Source organism: Massilicoli timonensis, assembly GCF_900199515.1.
In the GTDB taxonomy this organism is placed as follows: Bacteria; Bacillota_I; Bacilli_A; order Erysipelotrichales; family Erysipelotrichaceae; genus Massilicoli; species Massilicoli timonensis.
The window spans coordinates 1,619,573-1,634,617 of sequence record NZ_LT963434.1 but is presented as its reverse complement, the minus strand read 5'-3'; the positions used below and the strand labels follow the sequence as shown (position 1 = coordinate 1,634,617).

Genomic DNA, 15,045 nt, shown 5'->3' with positions numbered 1-15,045 from the left:
CCACGCTCATGAAGGCGACTTGCATCTATCATAAAACGACATCTTTTTTGATATATGTATTTGTCATTGTCGTAAAGCACATTCCTAAACCTACTATATCATTTTGTATGATAAAAGGCAGAAGGATCTACTTTTTGTAAAGTGATCTTTCTGCCTTTCTCGTTCTATCCTATGTTTCATAAAAATATGAGTCCAATAAAAGCTTCTTGACAAAGGTTTCTATCGTTCTATTTATGATACGGTTCATGATTCATGATCTTAAACGCACGATAGATCTGTTCTAAGATCAATACTCGGCAAAGCTGATGGGGAAACGTCATTGTCGATAGCTGTAAACGCAGATCGGCGCGTTTGATCACAGCATCGCTCAAGCCTAATGAACCACCGATCACAAACGTGATCTGGCTTGTCTGATAGGTGAATATCTGATCGATCTTAGCCGCTAACTGCTCGCTGCTCATTGCATTTCCATGCAGATCCAATAAGATCACATATTCCCCATCCTTTATCTTAGCCAAAAGACGTTCGCCTTCTTTTTTCATGACCTGCTCATTTTGAGCGGCGGAATTGCTTTCCGGGGCAATCTCATCCGCTACTTCAATGATTTCCAATTTGGTATAGGCGCTGATCCGTTTCGCATATTCGTCAAGCAGGCTGCGCATGCTTTTTTCTTTCACTTTTCCAACCGCGACCAGCTTCATCGTTTTCCTCCCAGATAGATTTCAAACTGTCCTGCCGCATGCAGCTTGAAGCGGCTGCTGTCGATCCCATGTGCCTGCAAACAAGCCTGCAAGGTTTCTAATGCCAATGCACGCGTGTTGCCTTCCTGCGAAATATGCGCCAAGACGATTTCTTTCGTTTTATCACCGATGATCTGCGCCAAGATCGTGGCGCTTTCATCATTGCATAAATGACCGCAGTCATTGATGATGCGCTGTTTGACATAGACCGGACGATTCGTCTGCATCAGCAATTCAATATCGTGATTGCTTTCAAAAATATAATAATCCGCATTTTCGATATACGGCTTCACTTCGGCTTTGATATAGCCGGTATCGGTAATATATACCAGTTTTTCATCACCGGCATGCAGTACATAGCCAACGCAGGATACATCGTGCGACATCGGCAGTACCTGCACATGGATACTGCCGACATCAAATTCCTCATAAGGTGATACGATCTGTATTTCCTGCTCTTCGATCGCTTCCGGACCATATTTCTTATGATCTTGAAACAGCTTGATCTGTGAAATATGATCACTGTGATTATGTGTTACTAACAGCGCATCTGCTTGATGATAGTCATATTGCAGCTTCGCAAAGCAGCTATGTAAATATTTACGAGTCGTTCCGCAGTCGATCAAGATCTGGGCATCCTGATGTTTGATGATGCAGCAGTTTCCTCTTGAACCGCTGGCAAGCAAAGCGAATTTCATCAGTTCAGATATAAGGCAGGATTGACCTGCTGCCCATTCAGCCTGATCTCAAAGTGGACATGCGGCCCAGTCGCAAGTCCGGTCATACCGATATTGCCGATCACTTCACCTTTGGCAACCGTAGCGCCGACCGGGAAGAAACCTGGACCGGACATATGTCCATAGTAAGTCTGATAACCATTGTTATGATCGATGATCATGTAATAGCCGTTGATCGAACGGTAGGAATTTTCAATCACGACGCCGCGGTCGCTGGCAAGCACTTTATCATAACGGTTATATGCATTCTGCACATCGAGCGCCTGATGCCCGCCATAACAGTACCAGCCGCAGCTGACCATCGGATTGTAGACCGGCCAGCCAAATACACCGCTGCCGATCTTCGGTTCTACCTTCGTACCGACACGTACGACTTCCTGCACCGGATTTTTCGTGATCTTTTCACTGCGCTTGGCAGAGGATTGCCATACGCCGTTGATATAAGTAACCTCATACGTTACATCTTTGCTGCCGTTTTCTCCGACCGTTACCACTTCGCTGATGCCTTCCCGCAGCGTATCATCATAAATATACTGGGTTTCCGGAGCATAGATCACTTCCTCTGTCAGCACTTCCTTTGTCGTCTTCACTTGGATCGGTGAATCCGGCTTGGCGACATTTAACTGCGTGCCGATCGCCAGCAGCTGATTTTCACTTTTCAATACCGAAGAATTGATCGCCAGCAGACTGGAAACATCCATGCTGTTTAGCCATGCCACACCTTGCACCGTATCATATTCCTGCGTCGTGTAATACTCTTCTTCATATTCCATGCCATATGCGAAATAGATCGCCGCTTCCTCTTTTGTCAAAATAATATCCGATACCGGCGCAAAACCTTTTGTATAATTGGCATTTTCGATAATTTCATAACCGGTAAACCGCTCACCGTATGTCTGTAAGGAAGGTGTTTCTTTTCCATCCTTCAAGGTTTGATACGATTCTTCGTCTAAAAAAGAAGCCACATAGTTTTCTTTCGCCTGTTCAAACAGCTCCAGATCTTTTACATAAACATGTTCACCATTGGAAAAGATGACTTGATTGACTTCGACCGAAAATAGATCGTTCTTTTTCAAATAGTTTAAGATTTCATCATCCTTATCTTCATAGACAAGTGAAGTGAGCGTAGATTCAACATGCACATCTTTCCCAAGCGCCAGCTGTGAATCCGGAAAATCATCGCGATACTGTTCTTCATATACGCTTTTTAACAGTGCATCTAATTTTTCCTCCTGCTTCAGTACGCCGATCACCTGTTCGTTTTCATAAAGCATCTTGACCTCATACGGTTTAGATGCGGCAGAAATCACATTCTGCTCGATCAGCGGGATCGTTTCATCATTCAGCTGCTTCGCAGTTGCTTTCGATAAAACAGGTGAATCGAACATCATTTGTATGAACGTAAGCAAAAGCGCTGCCATGACGCATCCACCCAAAACGAGGTAATTTCGCTTCATCTGTTTTCCCTCCTAATCTTCATTCCCTATTTTTACGCCGCAATGTTATAGAATGCGGAAATCGCCTTGTTGAAGGCGAGCATGACGCTGCCGGTTGCACCGTTACGGTGTTTGGCGAAAATGATCTCCGTATTGTCTAAGGTCTGTTCGTTTGCCTCATCCGGCTTTGCATAGTAGGCATCGCGGTACAAGAATAATACGATATCGGCATCCTGCTCGATCGCCCCGGATTCGCGCAGATCGGAAAGCATCGGCCGTTTGTCGTCTTTTCGTGCTTCCACGCTGCGGGAAAGCTGGGATAAAGCAATGACCGGGACATTTAATTCTTTTGCCATGATCTTTAAGGATCGGGAAATCTCCGATACTTCCTGCTGGCGATTGTCGCCGTTGCCTTTGCCGCTGCCGCTGATCAGCTGCAAATAATCGATCACGACCAGATCCAGTCCCTGCTCTGCTTTCAGCTTTCGGCATTTCGCGTGGATCTCTGCCATTTTGATCGCTGCCGAATCGTCGATATACAGTTTTGTATGCATCAATTCATTGGCGCTTTCATTTAAGGCGCTGAACTCATCATCACGCAGATAACCGGAACGCAGTTTACTGGATTCCACCTGGCTTTTACAGGACAAAATACGCTTCATCAGCTGATCCGCACCCATTTCTAGAGAAAAGATCGCGGTAGCCTGACTGTTTAACTGTGCAACATTCAGGGCCAGATTCAGTGCGAAAGCGGTTTTCCCCATCGCCGGACGCGCTGCTAAGATAATGAGATCGCCGCGCTGAAAGCCGTTGGTTTTCTTATCTAATTCGGTATAGCCGGTTTTGATTCCGGTTACGCGGTCATCACTGGCGCGCAGCTTCATAATTTCATGGATGACTTCATTTACGACTTCGCGGCTTGTTTTGAATTCACTGCCACGGCGATTTCTTGTTACCTGCAAGATCCGTTTTTCTGCTTCATCCATGACCGCATCCACTTCATCGCCTGCCGCAAAGCCATCAGCGGCGATTTTCTCCGCTGTATCGATCAGCCGTCTTAGATGGGCGCGATTCTGGATCAGTTCAATATAGTAATTGCTATTGGCAGCCGATACTGCGGTATCCGAAAGCTTGATGATATAATCGGCGCCTCCGACCAGATTTAACTGATCGCTGTCGCTCAGCCTTGTGATAAGCCCGGTTACATCGACCGGTTTGCCATGATCCACCAGATACATCATTTCCTGAAAAATGCGCTGATGAATATCTAAATAAAAATCCTCTTTATGCAAGCCCTGATCATAGATCGTACGGGTTACGCTTGGATATACCAGCATGGAGCCGAGGATCGCCTGCTCCGCTTCCGTACTGTGCGGTAATTCTTTGCTCATATGCTTCACCTATTGCTTAGGCGCGACATGCACATGGATCGTACCGATCACCTTATTGTGATACAAGTCGATCTTGACATCGCTGTCGCCCAGCGCATCGACGCTGCTGATTCCCAAGATCTTGCGTTTGTCGATCGCAATGCCATGCTGCTTCATCATGCCTTCCGCCAGCTGTTTCGTGGAAATAGAACCGAAGATGCGGCCGTCCTGTCCCTGCTTCAAAGTAAAATGTACCTTGATCATATCCAGTTTCTTTTTCAGCTCCTCCGCCTGCGCTTCTAACTCCTTTTCATGCAGCTGTTCCTGTAATTTTTGTTCATCGCGTATTTCCAAAGAGCGTTTGGTCGCTTCTACCGCCAATCGCTGGCGAATCAAAAAGTTGCGTGCATAGCCGTCTGCCACTTCGACCAGTTCCCCTTTTTTTCCTACTTTCTTCACATCACTTAACAGAATTACTTTCATTTTCTTCATCCTTTCTGGTTAAATATGCTTCTATCGTCGCTTCCAGTTCCGCATTTACCGACGCAATATCATCGCTTTCCCGCTGCAGCGCCGCCGCCGAGAAATGACCGCCGCCCTGCATCGCTTCCATAATGATCTGCACATTGATACTGCCGCTGCTGCGTGCGGAAATTGCCACATTTTTCTCATCGGTGCGGGCCAGTACAAAACTTGCGTCCACCCCTTTGATATTCAGTAAATTATCCGCGACCTTGGAAAGCATCGTGCGATTCAAGATCCGGTTATCGCTGACACAGGCAATCACGATATGTTCGTGAAAGCGTTTTGCATATTTCATGATCTGTGCCCGCTCTTCAAATTCTTCAAAGTTTTCCTTCAGCAGATTTTCCGCTTTGATCGAATCTACCCCCAGCTTTTTCAATTGTGCCACCGCTTCAAACGTACGCGATCCGGTTCTCGCTTTGAACCGATTGGTATCAATCAAAATACCGAGGTACATGATCGTCGCTTCTTCTTCGCTCAAATGCACTTTATTGGTTTGGTACGGCAACAGCTCGGTAATCAATTCACTTACGCTGCTGGCACCGGTTTCCACATAGACAAGCAATGGATCATCAATGAAGTTTTCACTGCGTCGATGATGATCGATCACGATCTTACGCTTTTGTTGCCGCAGGATATCCGGCGCCCCGCACTGATCCGGATTATGGTGATCGACCGCAATCACCAGATCCTGTGCATCAGCCATCTTGCAGGCTTCCATATCGCTGATAAACTGATGCCTTGCCCCCAGCGCTTCGTTGAAGGTGTGCAGCGCATCATTTAACTGTTCTTCGATCCCACCGCTTTTAGAAACGATGTAGCACTTGCGTCCATAGGCCTGTACGATGCGCGACATGCCCAGCGCACTGCCCATACAGTCGAAATCCATCAGCCGATGTCCGACGATAAAAACACGTTCACTGTCCTCGATCGTTTCCCGGATCGCCTGTGCCATGACCCGCACCCGCACTCTGCTTCGCTTTTCTTTGGCTTCGGAATTGCCGCCGAAATAACGCACGTTTTCACCATAACGCTTTACCGCCACCTGATCGCCGCCGCGAGAAAGCGCCAGTTCTAACAAGTCGTTTACCATCGTATCCAGTTCCTGATAATCGCTGGTGCCTCCCGCAAACGACATGCTGAGCGTAATCGCAACATCTATTTCATCGGCATTGTTTCTGATCTTGTTTAAGATCGAAAACTTATCCTCTAAGATCTTTTCATAGATTGCCTTATCCAATACGACCAAAAAGCGATCGCTGCGCAGACGGCGGATCAACATGCCATATCCCTTCGCCCATTCCACGACTGCCTGCCGCAGATTGGTGTTGATCAGCGCCATCTTGGTTTCATCCTCATATTGAGAAATATCCATGTAATTATCCAGATGGATCAGCCCGATCACGACTTCCTCATCTTTCTGCAGCTTGCGCAGCGCAGTGATTTCGGTAATATCACGCACATACAGCACATGTCCGTTTTCCTTATGCGTTACTTCATATGTCTGATCTTCATAAGCGCCGACAATGCTGTCGCTTTCTCCGTTTAACAGCACATGCAGATCCGGGATCCAAGACGTTACTTTTTTTCCTACCAATTTTAATTCCCGCTGCATCATAAATTCATTGACCCAGGTTACGACAAAATTATCATCATAAGTGATGATCCCGATCTGGCCAAACACAAACGCGTCTTTCGCATCTTTTCCTAAAATACGGGAAATGTCAATATCACGGTTCTCTTTCTCTTTTTGCAGAGAATATAAGATCCAGATGACCACAACGATGTTGAATACCATAAACAGTGCCAACGGCTTCACCGTTTCCTGAAAGCCTACCAGATACATCACCAGCAGCATGACGATTTCCGCAATGACGATCACGGCAATCTGTAATTTAAGGTTTTCTAATCGTTCCATTTTGCACCGCCTCCTTCAAGATCTGTTTTCCGCCGATGAGCATGTCATAAATGCCGAAAAACAAGATGATATACTGAATGATCGGGGTAATCGCCATAAGCGGCAGAATAAACACCCATTTTTTTCTTCCTGCAAGCAATAAGATACACATTAAGTACATGCAGCCATTCGCTAAAGCGATCACACTGACAGCCAGCATCGCAAGACTTAAGAGTGCCGCAGCTTCACTATTTAATTCTAACATATTTCTGCCTAGAAATAGAAGTATAACAATAATGGAAATCACACCGAACCATTTGGGAAATTGCAGATCAATGACCGTTTTTGTCCGAATTTCTGCTATTTTCAAGCGTTTTAATAATAGGATCGCAAGCAGATGGATACAAAGCGCTTCTAATACGCTCATGACCAATGCCAAAAATACAGACACCCACAAAGCGATCTTGGCAATCTGTGCCGGTACGCTGATCTCCAATAACTGAAACAGCTCGATCAGCATTTCCACATCATCGCTGCCATAGCCGAATACCTGTGCAAGCAATACCGTCGTTACCAGATAAGAAAGAAAGGTAAAGAAGATCGTAGCGCCCAACAGTACACGATTCTCTAATTGTTTTTTGACACCGCAGCCGTAAAACAGTCCGACGATCAAGGCGGATACCAAATAAAAAACGGTCGTCGGTACAGAAAGGATAAGGCTCAGGACCAGCATGCTGAAAGCGGGAATGAGCGCTGCTTTTAACCCATATTTGGCAGTATAGATCAAAATCGGAAAACTGAGCAGCCAGTAAAACAGATACTCAAACATACCGGCTGTCTGACGGTTGAAAAACAGCACCAAGCCGACCATTGCCACCATCATCGCTCCTTCGCTGATGCGGCGCACGCTTTGATTCATAAGCATTCTCCTTTCTGTATCGAAATGATTTTCCTGCTGATAAGACAGGTTTTGGATAGGATCATAATGTGCAAAAACCGCCACCAGATCGATGACGGTTTCCCTTCTTTTTCTTATTCTGCTACGTAAGGTAACAGAGCCATCTGACGAGCGCGTTTGATCGCAGTCGCCAGCATGCGCTGATATTTTGCGCGCGTTCCGGTTACGCGTCTAGGAATGATCTTCCCGTTAGCGGAAATAAAACGCTTTAACAATTCAACGTCTTTATAGTCGATATATTCGATATGGTTTTTCGTAAAGTAACATACTTTTTTACGTCCCATACGCTGTTTTCTATATGCCATAGTAATCTCCTTTCTTAAAACGGCAGGTCATCACTGGAAATATCCAGCGTGTCGCTGCTTGCATAATCCTGTGAGAAGTCATTTGCATTCTGGAATGCCGGCTGCTGTGCAAATTCATTCTGCGCAAACTGATTGTTATTGTAGTTCTGCGCGCCGTATGCGTTTTGATTCGGCACATAGTTCGATGCGCCTTCACTTCTTGCGCCTTTCGGCTCTAAAAACTGCACATTGTCTGCCAAGACTTCTGTCACATAAACACGTCTGCCTGTTTGATCATCATAGCTTCTCGTCTGGATTCTTCCCTCCAAGCCGATCAGCGATCCTTTATGCAGATATTGCGCCATCAGCTCCGCAACTTTATTCCATGCCACGCAGTTGATATAATCCGCTGACTGCTCCTGTGTCTGCACACGGCGATTGCAGGCAACGGTGAAGGATACGACTGATGCACCTGACGGTGTCTTGCGTAATACTGGATCTTTGGTTAATCTTCCTACCAATACGACACGGTTAATCATTTACATCATCCCTTCTTATTCTTCGCCCTGCATTTTGATGATCATATGGCGCACTACATTGTTGTTGATACGTGTCAAACGATCAAATTCCGCGATACCTTCATTGGTAGCAGATGCGTTGATCACAACATAGTAGCCTTTTTTCATGTGGTCGATCTCGTAAGCAAATTCTTTCATGCCCCACTCATCAACATTATCAATGCTGCCGCCGTGGTTTTCGATGATGCCGTGCAGTGACGCGATTACTTCATTACGTGCTGCTTCATCCAGATCCTGCTTGATGATATACATGATTTCATACTTCTTCATAGCTACACCTCCTTATGGTCTATATGGCCCTTATCTAAATAAGAGCAAGGAGTAGAGATTTCTACTCGTTCTAAGATTATAGCATTGAATGTAGTGTAAGTAAAGAGATTTTCTGTTATTTCTTTGATTTATCCACAGCTTTTTAAGCGCCAATTTTATCGTTTTTTCCTAACGATGATCCCTTTCATCACTTTGCTTCAAAAAAGCGCTTTTATCGCTTCCAAGCATTTCGACTCCTTTTTCCTTAACAGGACAAAAGCAGATGATCGCCATAAATCTTCCTGCTTTCATCTGCTTCCTCTTTTCCTTTATTCATCTATCTTTTATGCTTTCTTCACCGAAACGCCACATCTGCGAAAAAGAGATGAATTTGATACGATCACACAGTTCCTTCGCCGCCTGCCGCTGCTTTTTCAGATTGTCCTCATGCACATGGTGCAGAACATGCTTATCCATCATATACTGCACATAACAAAATTTCTTCAGCAGGAACCACTTTGCGATCAGCTCATAAATCGTTTTTTCCTTATTACCGGATGCCAATCGGTCTGCGGCTTCTGCCTGCAGCGTTTCTCCCATCTCCTTAGCCAGATCATACATTTCCTGATAATTGGAAAACAGCTTGCGATCCAGCATTCGCTGAACAAAGCCCGCCTTTTCACCTTTTTCAAAGAAGCGCGACGCACATTCTACGCTCAGTTCCATATTTTCCCTATTCACACATAAAGCGATCATTTCATTGCGGGAGCCTTCAAACTGATTGTCCGGTTCACTGATGACATAATAAAATGCCTTTGCATAAATATACTGCTCGCGTCCTCCTTCACATAAAATCATCGCATACTGACGTTCGTTTTTATATCCATATATGATATAAGGACAAACGATCGCATCCGCATGTAATTTGAATGCGTCTTTATAGCGAATGATCTGATTTGCGATTGCTTTCTGATTGATCGACAACTGTAATCCCACACATATTTTCAAACTTTCATCTAATTTTGAGATCTGTTCCAGGATTTCACGAATGGTTTGATTGCCTTCCTGTTGTTCCAGAAGTGTCAAATAATCTTCTAGGTAGCCGTTAAAGTGACATTGTGCCGTTTCTTTTTCATGGGAGATCGTGCACAATACATCATAAATTGCCATAACATCACCCTTTTCTATCCGGTTTTATCTTCGCTGATAGGATTACTGTGTATGTATATTATTGCATTGTTTCTATAAATTTTCAATACCAAAATGTAAGCGATTTCATTAAACCGGTTTACAATTTATTTTTTTTGTAACATCTCATTCTTCGTGCAGACGGCGCACATCACATTTCTTCTTTTTTCGCTCATTAACTCTTTCCTATTTGTGAAAAATTCTATTTTTTATATTTCTTTCATTAGAAGAGAACGTCGTGCAGATCGATTCCGTAGGTTATTTTCAATAGCCGCAACTCTTTCACGATTTATATTTTCTTTCCTTCTAAAATGGTATAGAATATACATAAATATAATTGGAAGAGCAGGTGAAAGAATGGAACGGAATGTATTATTATCACTGTTAGAAAAAAACGCACGCATGGATACGAAGGATCTGGCTGATATTTTATTGGCAGATGAAGCAAGTGTCATCCATGAGATGAGCGAACTGGAAAAGGAAAAGATCATTTGCGGTTATCACACGGTCGTGAATTGGGATAAAGCCAATCAGGAGCGGGTCATGGCAATGATCGAGGTCGGCGTTACACCGGAACGGGAGTTCGGCTACGATCGGGTCGCAAAGAATATTTATCGTTATCCGGAAGTGGATACGATGTATTTGATGAGCGGGCGCAGTGAATTTATCGTGATCATCTACGGCAAGACGATGCAGGAGATCTCTAATTTTGTCGGGGCAAAGCTTGCCTGCATCGAGCAGGTAAAATCAACGGTTACCTTGTTTGTCTTGAAAGAGTACAAGGTGAACGGGATCGCTTTGGAGGATGATGATAAACCAAGTGAAAGGCTGGTCGTTACACCATGATGAAACAATATCTTTCTGATAAAGTAAAAGCGATCAAACCCAGCGGCATCCGCAAGTTTTTCGATTTGGCTTCCGCAATGGATGATGTGATCTCGTTAGGCGTCGGGGAACCTGATTTTGATACGCCATGGCACATTCGTGAAGCCGCCATTTATTCGATTGAGAGCGGCAAAACGTTTTATACTGCCAATCAGGGGCTGAAGGAGCTGCGTGTGGAGATCTGCCGTTATATGAAGCGGCGCTTTCAGTTAGACTATCAGCCTGATGCCAATGTGGTCGTAACGGTCGGCGGCAGCGAAGGCATCGACATTGCACTGCGGGCGATCGTAAATCCGGGCGATGAAGTCATTTTGATGCAGCCAAACTATGTCGCTTATGAGCCGGGCGTACAGCTTACAGGCGGAAAGCCGGTTTTCGTGGAATTAAAGGAAGAAGATCAGTTCAAGCTAACGCCGGAAGCGCTGCGTTCTGCTATTACCCCAAAGACAAAAGCCGTATTGTTGAATTTCCCAAGCAATCCTACCGGCGGGGTCATGACTTACGAGGATTATGAAAAACTGGTGCCGATCATTGAAGCGCATCATCTGATCGTGATCAGTGATGAGATCTATGCGGAATTGTCTTACGATACAAAGCATGCCTCGCTCGCCAACTTTCCTTCTATCAAGGATCAGGTCATTTTGATCAGCGGGTTCTCAAAAGCGTTTGCCATGACGGGATGGCGGCTTGGCTATGTCATTGCCAACGAAACCTTTACCAAAGCGATGAATAAGATCCATCAGTTCATTATCATGTCGGCGCCGACCGCAGCACAGTACGGTGCAATCGAAGCGCTGCGCCATGGCGAAGAACATGTAGAGGAAATGCGGGCATCTTATCAAAACCGCCGCAATTTCATCGTAAAAGGCTTTGAGCGGATCGGTTTGCCGACGCATATGCCGCAAGGTGCATTTTACATTTTCCCTTGTATCAAAAGCACCGGTTTGACAAGTGAAGAGTTTTGCGAAAGACTATTGACGGAACAAAAGGTCGCGGTCGTACCGGGCACTGCATTCGGAGAAGCGGGAGAAGGCTATATTCGTGTTTCTTATGCCGCAAGCTTAGAACAGATCAAAACCGCATTAGAACGAATTGCCGTATTTATACAGCAGTTTCGCTGATTGCTTCACATGAGATACAAACAGAAAAAACGGTTCGTCCGGAAAGTCATCACTTCCGATCGACCGTTTTTTTACAGCCGCTGATCTTTGTTCCAATAAGATCAAAGTAGTTTTTTCACATAGGGCCGTTTTACAAATGAACTGATTTCATTCGCATGCTGGGTAAAACACTTAGCGAAAACTCCTTCCACAAAATCAGTATCATTCATCTTGTTTTCCACATATTCATGGAACTTCGCTTTGTCGAGCTGTTCCTCTGCCAATATTTCAAAATAGCTTGGGTATGCGTTCTCTATGACTGCTCGATTTGTTTGATAAGATCCTCCGCTGAAATGGAAGGTAACGGATTCGAGATTATCGATCAGCAGAAAGAGCGATACCGCATTGTAAAGCAGCGCTTTATCGACATATTGATTTTCATTGGCATACCAGTCAGTCGTATGATAGTCTACGATCAAGCCATGATCAACATCATCTATTTCAAAGACATAGCCGAATTCCGATAAAGGCAAACAAGAAAGCAGGTTGCCGATGTTGGTGTTATCACCGATGTATGGAGCTTGATAGCGAATGATGTGTGCAATGCCGCTTTTCTCCATCTGAAAAGGCATGATCGGAAGCGGTGAGGAACGATAGGTTTTCCCTGTATCTACGATATAGTATTCATTTGGCGTATCCGCATTGATTCGATATACATCATAAAAGAAGCTGTGATAAGTGATGATCTTGGCATCACTTTGCCAGTTGGTGCTTGTCATATAGCGGTAGATCGGCGGGCGATGAAAGGAAGTAACACTGATATAATCAACAACATAGAATAGGGAAAGGATCAGGAAAAAGGCCAAAGCGGAAATTCCCAGCTTCTTGCCTTTGTTTTTTATTTTCAGTGCGTGATAAAGACCGCTCACAAAGATCATTATGCCGATCAGAGAATATATACTACTCCAACTGCTTTCTGCTTCAAAAACGATAAAGGCACTCATGCAGAACAGGATGCCGATGATCATAACGACATAGGATCGTTTCCATTTTTCATCCTCGATCTGCTTCTGTGAATAATCGATCGTATTGATGATATTTTTTTCTAATTCATTTTGATACTCTTCGGTTTTTATCTTTTCACCGCTCAATAATTCATTGATCGTAATGTCAAGCTGTGCACACAGCGGTTCAAACAAAGACAGGTCCGGCATACATCTGCCCGTTTCCCATTTTGATACGGAACGATCGCTTACCCCAAGCTTTGTTGCCAGTTCGGCCTGGGTCATCTTTTGTTTTTTTCTGTTTTCCGCTATGAATTGTCCGATTTTTTTCTGATTCATCAAAACACCTCTTTCTTTACACTGCTATGGTATCTTGAAAAAGAATATGTGCACAGGAACCAAAGGTAGAATTTACAGGTTTTTCGTGTTCCTGCACGCAAAAGATCGTATTGTGATCAAAGAAACATCTTGTATATGCGCATGTTCAGTTTATAAATTGTGATCACTTCTTTTAACGGTTCATAAGCGGCTGTGAATGAAGATCACGCGGCGCATCATCGTTCATTTTTGCTTTTCTGTGCATATTCGACTCGTATCTTTTTCTTTTTGATCGTGGTGTTTTGTAAAGCGTGATAGGCTTCTGTGCCTTTACCGTTTAATATTTCTACATAACTGCCGTGCTGCCGTACTTCAATCACGCCGATATCTTCCGCCTGCAGCGCTGCTTTTTGGCAGAGAACACCGACAATATCGCCAATGCGGATCTTTTTATCCTTTCCACCGTGCAGATATAACGTAACGACATCATTTCGCACCAATTCACTTTTTTTCTGTTTCTTCGTAGCCGGTGCAGATAGTGCCGCACCATTGATTTCCCGCAAATAATGAGCGGTGGATAAAAGCTGCGGCTGTTTTGTAAGGGTCGGCAAGATCGCTTCCCAAATGTTTTGCTGCTGATCGCTTAACAGCACCAAGCTCTCTCCCGCCTGATCTAAACGGGCGCTTCTGCCGATACGGTGAATGTATTTACGCAGATCGTCTGACAGCTCATACTGCACCACCAACTGCACATCGGCAATATCCAGTCCTCTGCCTGCCACATCACTGGCAATCAAAAAGCGGTAATGTCCTTTGCGAAACGCCTCTATCGCTTCATAGCGTTCTTTTTGCAATAAACCGCCATGCACGTGGACCGCACTGATCTGATGCGCACACATTTTCCGATACAACTGTTCTACACTCTCTCTGCGATTACAAAAAACAATGATGCTTTCCGCCTGCTTTTCGATCGCATAATTACACAGCACGGTGAATTTATCGCTTTCTTTTAGCGGACAGACAAACTGTTTTAACTGCATTTCTCTCATTTCATTAGAAAGCATGCGGGGATCGTGCAAATAAGTATGGATCAGTTCTTCTAACGATTCATCAATGGTCGCTGAGCAAAGCGCGATCGTACAGCTTTCGGGCACTTTTTCCATGATCTGCTGAATGAGCGCCAAAAAACCCATATCCAGCAATACGTCTGCTTCATCTAATACCAGATAGCGTAAAGCGCTGAGATCCAGCGTTCCTCTTTCGATATGATCCCGAATACGTCCCGGCGTACCGATGGCAAGATGCGCTCGTTTTAGGCGCTGGATCTGCGGTTCGTATTTGGCTTTTCCATTTAGCAGTACGCTGCGGATACGGCGATAAAGACCAATGGCATCTGCTTCTTCTATCAGCTGTAAGCTCAATTCTCTTGTCGGGGCGATCACCAAAGTCTGTACTTTTCCTAAATCCCAGTCGATCGTTTGAATCGTTGGGATCAAAAAAGCAGCGCTTTTCCCACTTCCTGTTTGAGAGCGGATCACGACATCCTCTTTGGCAAGCAAATGTGGAATCGTCATCTCCTGGATCGGCAATGGCTTTTGATAATGCAGCTTGGTTAATGCTCTGATCACTTCTTCACTGATACCTAGATCTTGAAATCTCATTGTAATTTCCACTTCCTATGTCATGTAATCGACTGCACTGACATCCGTTACATGAATTCCTTTCTTTTTCTTATTGTATCATAGATCATTCGGCAAAGAAAAAGGGGATTTTTCA

16 protein-coding genes are annotated in these 15,045 nt (G+C 44.6%); 2 read left to right on the top strand and 14 right to left on the bottom strand.

Features of this window, described 5'->3' with window-relative positions; all coding sequences use genetic code 11:
* Window positions 1–227 precede the first annotated feature (227 nt).
* From rlmH to C1712_RS10035, 12 genes are all read right to left on the bottom strand, one after another.
* Window positions 228–701, bottom strand: coding sequence for a 23S rRNA (pseudouridine(1915)-N(3))-methyltransferase RlmH (rlmH, locus tag C1712_RS10085; protein WP_102268922.1), 474 nt, complete (start codon window positions 699–701; stop codon window positions 228–230).
* Window positions 698–1,438, bottom strand: coding sequence for an MBL fold metallo-hydrolase (locus C1712_RS10080; RefSeq protein WP_102268920.1), 741 nt, complete (start codon window positions 1,436–1,438; stop codon window positions 698–700). The genes rlmH and C1712_RS10080 overlap by 4 nt, the downstream gene beginning before the upstream one ends.
* Window positions 1,438–2,934, bottom strand: a complete 1,497-nt coding sequence (locus C1712_RS10075) for a M23 family metallopeptidase (protein ID WP_102268919.1) — start codon at window positions 2,932–2,934, stop codon at window positions 1,438–1,440. The genes C1712_RS10080 and C1712_RS10075 overlap by 1 nt, the downstream gene beginning before the upstream one ends.
* A 32-nt stretch (window positions 2,935–2,966) precedes the next feature.
* Window positions 2,967–4,304, bottom strand: coding sequence for a replicative DNA helicase (gene dnaB / locus C1712_RS10070; protein ID WP_102268917.1), 1,338 nt, complete (start codon window positions 4,302–4,304; stop codon window positions 2,967–2,969).
* Window positions 4,305–4,313: 9 nt separating this feature from the next.
* Complete coding sequence (rplI, locus tag C1712_RS10065; protein ID WP_102268915.1) at window positions 4,314–4,766, bottom strand: 50S ribosomal protein L9; 453 nt, start codon at window positions 4,764–4,766, stop codon at window positions 4,314–4,316.
* A complete protein-coding gene (locus C1712_RS10060; protein WP_102268914.1) occupies window positions 4,744–6,726 on the bottom strand; it encodes a GGDEF domain-containing protein in 1,983 nt (660 codons plus the stop codon). The genes rplI and C1712_RS10060 overlap by 23 nt, the downstream gene beginning before the upstream one ends.
* Window positions 6,704–7,624, bottom strand: coding sequence for a DUF2232 domain-containing protein (locus tag C1712_RS10055; protein ID WP_178200395.1), 921 nt, complete (start codon window positions 7,622–7,624; stop codon window positions 6,704–6,706). Before C1712_RS10055 ends, C1712_RS10060 begins: the two co-directional genes overlap by 23 nt.
* Window positions 7,625–7,737: 113 nt before the next feature.
* On the bottom strand, window positions 7,738–7,968 hold the full coding sequence (gene rpsR, locus C1712_RS10050) for a 30S ribosomal protein S18 (protein WP_102268911.1): 231 nt from the start codon (window positions 7,966–7,968) through the stop codon (window positions 7,738–7,740).
* Window positions 7,969–7,982: 14 nt separating this feature from the next.
* Window positions 7,983–8,486 carry a single-stranded DNA-binding protein gene (locus C1712_RS10045; protein ID WP_102268909.1) on the bottom strand — a complete coding sequence of 168 codons (504 nt, stop codon included), beginning with the start codon at window positions 8,484–8,486 and terminating at the stop codon, window positions 7,983–7,985.
* Between the two features lie 15 nt (window positions 8,487–8,501).
* Window positions 8,502–8,795 (bottom strand): 30S ribosomal protein S6, encoded by a 294-nt coding sequence (rpsF, locus tag C1712_RS10040; protein WP_102268907.1) that lies wholly within the window; start codon window positions 8,793–8,795, stop codon window positions 8,502–8,504.
* Window positions 8,796–8,963: 168 nt separating this feature from the next.
* Window positions 8,964–9,086 (bottom strand): hypothetical protein, encoded by a 123-nt coding sequence (locus tag C1712_RS13125; protein ID WP_256197870.1) that lies wholly within the window; start codon window positions 9,084–9,086, stop codon window positions 8,964–8,966.
* 21 nt (window positions 9,087–9,107) lie between these two features.
* The gene (locus tag C1712_RS10035; RefSeq protein WP_102268905.1) at window positions 9,108–9,944 is read right to left on the bottom strand and encodes a hypothetical protein; all 837 of its coding nucleotides are present in this window, start codon (window positions 9,942–9,944) and stop codon (window positions 9,108–9,110) included.
* Between the two features lie 375 nt (window positions 9,945–10,319).
* Between C1712_RS10035 and C1712_RS10030 the strand changes: the two genes are divergently transcribed.
* Both C1712_RS10030 and C1712_RS10025 read left to right on the top strand, forming a co-directional pair.
* Window positions 10,320–10,808 (top strand): Lrp/AsnC family transcriptional regulator, encoded by a 489-nt coding sequence (locus C1712_RS10030; RefSeq protein ID WP_102268904.1) that lies wholly within the window; start codon window positions 10,320–10,322, stop codon window positions 10,806–10,808.
* Window positions 10,805–11,968 carry an aminotransferase class I/II-fold pyridoxal phosphate-dependent enzyme gene (locus tag C1712_RS10025; RefSeq protein WP_102268901.1) on the top strand — a complete coding sequence of 388 codons (1,164 nt, stop codon included), beginning with the start codon at window positions 10,805–10,807 and terminating at the stop codon, window positions 11,966–11,968. The genes C1712_RS10030 and C1712_RS10025 overlap by 4 nt, the downstream gene beginning before the upstream one ends.
* A gap of 101 nt (window positions 11,969–12,069) precedes the next feature.
* Here the strand turns inward: C1712_RS10025 and C1712_RS12760 are convergent, their stop codons facing one another.
* Both C1712_RS12760 and C1712_RS10015 read right to left on the bottom strand, forming a co-directional pair.
* Window positions 12,070–13,290: a DUF4825 domain-containing protein gene (locus C1712_RS12760; protein ID WP_180963124.1), complete on the bottom strand. Its 1,221-nt coding sequence runs from the start codon at window positions 13,288–13,290 to the stop codon at window positions 12,070–12,072.
* 215 nt (window positions 13,291–13,505) lie between these two features.
* Window positions 13,506–14,930, bottom strand: a complete 1,425-nt coding sequence (locus tag C1712_RS10015; protein ID WP_102268899.1) for a DEAD/DEAH box helicase — start codon at window positions 14,928–14,930, stop codon at window positions 13,506–13,508.
* Between the last annotated feature and the right edge of the window lie 115 nt (window positions 14,931–15,045).

What these genes read in the sequence shown, in the direction of transcription:
- C1712_RS10035 (WP_102268905.1), bottom strand. Translation starts at nt 9,944, where the DNA reads ATGGCAATTTATGATGTATTGTGCACGATCTCCCATGAAAAAGAAACG.
- rlmH (WP_102268922.1), bottom strand. Translation starts at nt 701, where the DNA reads ATGAAGCTGGTCGCGGTTGGAAAAGTGAAAGAAAAAAGCATGCGCAGC.
- C1712_RS10030 (WP_102268904.1), top strand. Translation starts at nt 10,320, where the DNA reads ATGGAACGGAATGTATTATTATCACTGTTAGAAAAAAACGCACGCATG.
- C1712_RS13125 (WP_256197870.1), bottom strand. Translation starts at nt 9,086, where the DNA reads ATGAAAGCAGGAAGATTTATGGCGATCATCTGCTTTTGTCCTGTTAAG.
- C1712_RS12760 (WP_180963124.1), bottom strand. Translation starts at nt 13,290, where the DNA reads ATGAATCAGAAAAAAATCGGACAATTCATAGCGGAAAACAGAAAAAAA.
- dnaB (WP_102268917.1), bottom strand. Translation starts at nt 4,304, where the DNA reads ATGAGCAAAGAATTACCGCACAGTACGGAAGCGGAGCAGGCGATCCTC.
- C1712_RS10060 (WP_102268914.1), bottom strand. Translation starts at nt 6,726, where the DNA reads ATGGAACGATTAGAAAACCTTAAATTACAGATTGCCGTGATCGTCATT.
- C1712_RS10055 (WP_178200395.1), bottom strand. Translation starts at nt 7,624, where the DNA reads ATGAATCAAAGCGTGCGCCGCATCAGCGAAGGAGCGATGATGGTGGCA.
- rpsR (WP_102268911.1), bottom strand. Translation starts at nt 7,968, where the DNA reads ATGGCATATAGAAAACAGCGTATGGGACGTAAAAAAGTATGTTACTTT.
- C1712_RS10025 (WP_102268901.1), top strand. Translation starts at nt 10,805, where the DNA reads ATGATGAAACAATATCTTTCTGATAAAGTAAAAGCGATCAAACCCAGC.
- C1712_RS10045 (WP_102268909.1), bottom strand. Translation starts at nt 8,486, where the DNA reads ATGATTAACCGTGTCGTATTGGTAGGAAGATTAACCAAAGATCCAGTA.
- rplI (WP_102268915.1), bottom strand. Translation starts at nt 4,766, where the DNA reads ATGAAAGTAATTCTGTTAAGTGATGTGAAGAAAGTAGGAAAAAAAGGG.
- C1712_RS10075 (WP_102268919.1), bottom strand. Translation starts at nt 2,934, where the DNA reads ATGAAGCGAAATTACCTCGTTTTGGGTGGATGCGTCATGGCAGCGCTT.
- C1712_RS10015 (WP_102268899.1), bottom strand. Translation starts at nt 14,930, where the DNA reads ATGAGATTTCAAGATCTAGGTATCAGTGAAGAAGTGATCAGAGCATTA.
- rpsF (WP_102268907.1), bottom strand. Translation starts at nt 8,795, where the DNA reads ATGAAGAAGTATGAAATCATGTATATCATCAAGCAGGATCTGGATGAA.
- C1712_RS10080 (WP_102268920.1), bottom strand. Translation starts at nt 1,438, where the DNA reads ATGAAATTCGCTTTGCTTGCCAGCGGTTCAAGAGGAAACTGCTGCATC.